At 38.3% G+C, this 5421-nt stretch carries 3 protein-coding genes and 1 pseudogene; 3 read left to right on the plus strand and 1 reads right to left on the minus strand.

All coding sequences use genetic code 11. From position 1 onward, the window contains the following. Positions 1–836 (plus strand): annotated as a pseudogene (locus ACLFMM_RS09035) (PPXXXP-CTERM sorting domain-containing protein); the annotation flags it as partial. A gap of 44 nt (positions 837–880) precedes the next feature. Here the strand turns inward: ACLFMM_RS09035 and ACLFMM_RS09040 are convergent. Beyond that, on the minus strand, positions 881–2743 hold the full coding sequence (locus ACLFMM_RS09040) for a Coenzyme F420 hydrogenase/dehydrogenase, beta subunit C-terminal domain (protein ID WP_410808409.1): 1863 nt from the start codon (positions 2741–2743) through the stop codon (positions 881–883). 288 nt (positions 2744–3031) lie between these two features. Here ACLFMM_RS09040 and ACLFMM_RS09045 point away from each other — a divergent pair, with 288 nt between their 5' ends. Together ACLFMM_RS09045 and ACLFMM_RS09050 are read left to right on the plus strand one after the other, a co-directional pair. After that, a complete protein-coding gene (locus tag ACLFMM_RS09045; RefSeq protein WP_410808410.1) occupies positions 3032–4552 on the plus strand; it encodes an AMP phosphorylase in 1521 nt (506 codons plus the stop codon). A 20-nt stretch (positions 4553–4572) separates the two neighbouring features. Next, the gene (locus ACLFMM_RS09050; protein WP_410808411.1) at positions 4573–5130 is read left to right on the plus strand and encodes a tRNA (cytidine(56)-2'-O)-methyltransferase; all 558 of its coding nucleotides are present in this window, start codon (positions 4573–4575) and stop codon (positions 5128–5130) included. Positions 5131–5421 lie beyond the last annotated feature (291 nt).

Genomic DNA, 5421 nt, shown 5'->3' on the forward strand with positions numbered 1-5421 from the left:
TGACCGGTGAATACGGTGACATAACAGTATCCGATGAAGACCCGAGCCACTACTTCGGAATCAGTCCAACCATAGACATCGAGAAATCGACCAATGGAGAAGACGCCGATGATCCAACCGGACCAGAAGTACCGGTCGGAGACGAAGTAGACTGGGTTTACAATGTGACCAACACCGGTAATGTGGACCTTAGCGATGTGACAGTTACCGATAACCAGACAGGAGAAGAGTTTGTTATCGGAGATCTTGCAAGCGGTGAATCTACAGAAGTCAGTGATAACGGTACTGCACAGGAGGGCCAGTACGCAAACCTTGGTAACGTGACCGGTGAATACGGTGACATAACAGTATCCGATGAAGACCCGAGCCACTACTTAGGAGAGGTACCCTTTGAACCCAATCCTGGTATAGATATTGAAAAATCGACCAATGGAGAAGATGCAGATACACCAACAGGACCTGAAATAGAAGTTGGAGGCACAGTCACCTGGACTTATAATGTAACCAACACCGGTAACGTTCCATTGAACAATGTTCAGGTAAATGACAGTGTGTCAGGTGTGAATCCAGTATATCAGAGTGGAGACACCAATGATGATGGGGTTCTTCAGTTGAATGAAACCTGGACATATGAAGCTATAGGCACAGCAGAAGAAGGACAATATGAAAACATCGGTAATGTCACAGGAGATTACGAAGAAGAAATGGTTTCAGATGAAGATTTGAGCCATTATAAAGGTATACCCAAAGATGTACCTACAGCCAGTCCTATGATCACTGCAGGCTTGCTTGGTGCTGTACTTGTATTGTATCTGAAAAGAAATAGAAATCAATAAGATGGATAGTTCAATACTACCATCTTTTTCTTTTTTAAATAGTTTTATTTTTTCATAATGTCTTCGACATCGCTTAAAAATCTACCTTTGCCCACTTTTTCCATCACTGCAGACAACCTTTCTATTTGCGGTTTTTCAGCATACTTTTCATAAACTTTCATTACACTGTTGACAAAGTCCACAAGTTCATTCTCATCCATCAGACCTATATGAGTTGCTTCAACTAGTTCTCTTCCTGATTTACCACCAGCAAGAACCATGTAACCTTCTTTTTTGATATCTCTTGCTTCATTAGGGCAGGCTTTTATACATTTGCCGCACCCTATACACACATTGTAATTGGTATAGGACGTATCCCCTCTTATGCTTATAGCTTCAAGTTTACAGACATCTGAACATCGACCACATCCGTTGCAGTCCTCATTGACATCAGGGTATTTTACCCCATAGATTCCAATCTCATGGACTTGTGGTCTTACACATTTGTTTGGACAGCCACTAATGGCAATCTTGAATTTATAGGGTTCAGGTCTTTCTTTGAAATTTTCTTCCATCATTTCACAAAGCTGTGTAGTATTAATTAAACCACTTCCACAGTTTCCTTCACCCGGACAGGAAAGTGTGGCTCTGACCAGTGGTCCTTCAGAACCTGTTAATAGTCCTCTATCTTTAAGTTTCAAAGCGACTTCTTCGGTATCAAATCCGTTTATATCATGGATTTCAATACCACCTCTATTGGTCATTTTCAGTTTGGCATTGTACTCCTTTGCTACATCCAATATATAATCAATTTCATCGGTATCGTACCATCCGGAAGGTTTGGCTCTGATTCTTATGAAATAGGTATCGTCAGCCCTTCCTGAAATACCACCATGGTCAGCAAGCCAGTAGAATGAAACAGGTTCGTTGTTTTCTTTTCTTCTTTCAATTTCTTTATTGAATCTTTCTGTTTTGATATTTTTTAATTTATTAATTATTTCCATATCAACATCATTATGATTGAGTTCGACAGCGTTTTTGATTTCACCTCCTTTCTCAGTTCTTACTATAACTGTTGAATATCCTTCAAGACTGCCGACACTTCCAACAGAAACATCAGCCATATTTGCATCAAAATCCCGACAAACTCTACATCCAGGGGTTATTTCTATATCCTCAAGCGAAACTATCAGCTCTCTGTCATGATTTTTCATATATACTCTAAGCGACCCCTTTTTAATATCAAACTTTTCAACATCTTCTATATTTATGTCATACTCTTGTAATACGTCTTTCAAACTGTCATACTCAAATTTTTCAGTACAGAACAATCCAATCAGATACCGGATATCCGGCAACTTGACAGGTTTCCCACTTTTACCAAGTTCTTTACCATGTTTTGCAAGGTATTCAAAGTACTGTAGTTTTCTTAATCCGTTAATCTGGCAGGGCAGCCCTACAACAGCAACGTTTTCCAGCCCCATTTCACCAGCATCTCTTAAGGCATCTAAGGTGGAGATGGTGTACTTTGATTTTGCAGTATCCTTTAAACCTTTTTCATCTTTAACAACCATTGATACCGGTTTCCAGTACTCATCACCTACAACAATGGCACCATCGATTTTTTCATTATCAAGAAGGTATTTTAAAAATGAGGTTACAACTCCCCCATCCTGTCCTTTTAAAAATCCCTTGCTTGAATAATATTCATCTTTAAAATCTTCTCTGATACTTATCTGATATTTGCCTGATGAAACACGGGGACAGACTTCAAAACACATTCCGTTGCCTTTTCTCAGACAATCATCATTTAATAAAGGTCCATTCTCAAAATCTATCAGGTCATTGGGACAAACCACTGCACATGTACCGCATCTGGCACACATTCCATTATCTACAATTGTATTTTTTAATTTCCATTCATACATGAAATCTCCCCGTTATTTGGTTATTTTATCCGCAAATGCAAAAAAAGACTTATAAATTCTGTTTGGTTCATGTTAACCCTGTTAACTTTCTGGGTGCTGATAGTATTGTTAATATATAATTGAATAATCCTGTTGATTTTTAAACTGATAAAGAGAAAAAATAAAAGGTACTTACAACATAATGATGCTTTGAAAATCCGAATAAATATAAACAGATATCTTCATCCTATATATTAGAAATCATCAAATATAATTTTATCAAACTAATCATTTAATCAGGGAATAACAATGCAATTAAAAGTACAGCCACTTAATATTAAAGTCGGAAAATACAAAGTAGTTCTTAATTCGGTTGATGCAAAGGAACTCGGTGTTAATGAAGGAGACAGAGTACGAGTCAGGGACCATGAAAGCCTTACAGCAATCGTGGATTTTACAGAAGATATGATATCTCCCGGTATGGTAGGGTTATATCATGAAGTACAGGAAAAATTACAGAGAGAATGGACTGAAACTGTGGATGTTACACCTGCTTCAATTCCAAAATCAGCACAGGTAATTAAAAAGGTGATGAACAAAGACAAATTAACCAAAGATGAGATTTATTCACTTGTAGAGGGTATTGTGGATGAAAGTCTCAGTGATATTGAATTATCTGCGTTCATGACCGCATCCTACATTAATGATATGAGTGATGATGAGACAGAATGGCTTACAAGAGCCATGATTGATACAGGTGATAAAATAGAATTCGATACTCATCCTATCATGGATAAACATTCTATAGGTGGGGTGCCGGGTAATAAAATATCTCTTCTTGTGGTTCCTATTGTTGCAGCAAACGGATTGTTGATTCCCAAAACAAGTTCAAGAGCCATTACAGGGGCAGGTGGAACATCTGATTTGATGGAAGTTCTGGCTCCTGTCGAATTCACTGCATCAGAAGTCAAATCAATGACCGAAAAAGTAGGAGGAGTCCTGGCCTGGGGTGGAGCTACAAATATCGCACCTGCGGATGATAAGCTTATAAGAATCGAATATCCGCTTTCAATTGACCCCCACTGTCAACTTCTTGCATCTATAATGGCTAAAAAGGGTTCTGTAGGTGCAGATCAGGTTGTAATCGATATACCCACAGGTGAGGGAACCAAAATAAAAAACATTCAGGAAGGTCGCAAACTCGCACGTGATCTGATAAATCTTGGAGAACGTCTGGGTATGAATGTAGAATGTGCACTGACCTATGGTTCATCCCCTGTTGGTCGAACAGTTGGTCCAGCACTTGAAGCCAAGGAAGCACTCAAGGTACTGGAATCTATGGAAGGACCAAACAGTCTGATTGAAAAGAGTACATCAATTGCAGGCATGCTTCTTGAGATGGGGGGCGTAGCCGCCAAAGGACAGGGTAGGAAAGTTGCAGAAGAAACACTTAAAAATGGAAATGCATTATCCAAATTGAAAGAAATTATTGCAATACAAGGTGGAGATTCCAATGTAACATCAGAAGATGTACATGTAGGTGAATATACCTATAAGTTAACAGCGCCTACAGACGGATACCTTATAGAATTCAATAATAAACGTCTGATAGAAATTGCAAGACTTGCAGGGGCACCGAATGATAAGGGAGCAGGTGTCCAGATTCATAAAAAACGGGGAGAATCGGTAAAGAAAGATCAGTATGTACTGACAATCCATGCGGAAAAAGAATATAAACTTAAAAATGCGATTAAAAGTGCTCAAATGAAATCTCCAATTATGATAGAAGGTATGCTTCTGGAAAGGGTACCCAGTTATAAAGAATTATGAATTGCAGTGATTGATTGTCTATGACAGGAAAACAGATAGTTGTACTCCGTCTGGGTCATCGTCCTGAAAGGGATAAAAGGATTACCACCCATGTAGGATTAACCTCTAGAGCATTCGGAGCAGAAGGTTTGCTGCTTGCATCTGATGACGAAGGAATTGCGGACAGTATCGAGGCAGTAGCCAAAAGATGGGGAGGGGATTTTTACGTGAAGAATAATGTTAACTGGAAAAGAGAAATCAAATCCTGGAAGGATAATGGGGGGAAAGTATGTCATCTGTCCATGTATGGTGTCAATCTTTCAGATGTTGAAAGCGATATAAAAACATGGGATAAACTTATGATTGTGGTAGGCGCTGAAAAGGTCCCGCCCGAGATTTACAACCTGGCGGATTTGAATGTAGCAGTAGGCAACCAACCTCATTCAGAAGTTGCATCCATTGCAGTAACATTGGACAGGATTTCTGATATTGACACTTTAAAACAGGAATTTAAGGGTGCAGAATTGTCAATTGTGCCAACATCGAAAGGAAAAAAAGTCATCGATAATAAAAAACTAGGGAATATGGATATTGATTAATCTGTATGATTTTTAACTCTGAAGCTGGAAATCTCCCTGAAAAAGCTGGTAGATGAGAGCGTCTAATGAATATATTTGTTATTATAAAATCAACAACGGTCAAAAACTTATAAATATTTTCATGTTAAATAGTAAATCATGTATCAGACTTTATAAATGTAAAGAAAACCCCGATGTCTTTACAGCCTGTCTGACAATAATTAGTTAAACAATAATACGTACCATATTATTTTGCAGAATTTTTTGTTATTCTACAATACAATGATTGATTTTCAATCAATCATTTGTATT

The sequence above is a fragment of the Methanohalobium sp. genome, assembly GCF_046546175.1.
In the GTDB taxonomy this organism is placed as follows: domain Archaea; phylum Halobacteriota; class Methanosarcinia; order Methanosarcinales; family Methanosarcinaceae; genus Methanohalobium.

Coding starts and splice junctions, on each gene's coding strand:
- ACLFMM_RS09040 (WP_410808409.1), bottom strand. CDS start 2,743: ATGTATGAATGGAAATTAAAAAATACAATTGTAGATAATGGAATGTGT.
- ACLFMM_RS09045 (WP_410808410.1), top strand. CDS start 3,032: ATGCAATTAAAAGTACAGCCACTTAATATTAAAGTCGGAAAATACAAA.
- ACLFMM_RS09050 (WP_410808411.1), top strand. CDS start 4,573: ATGACAGGAAAACAGATAGTTGTACTCCGTCTGGGTCATCGTCCTGAA.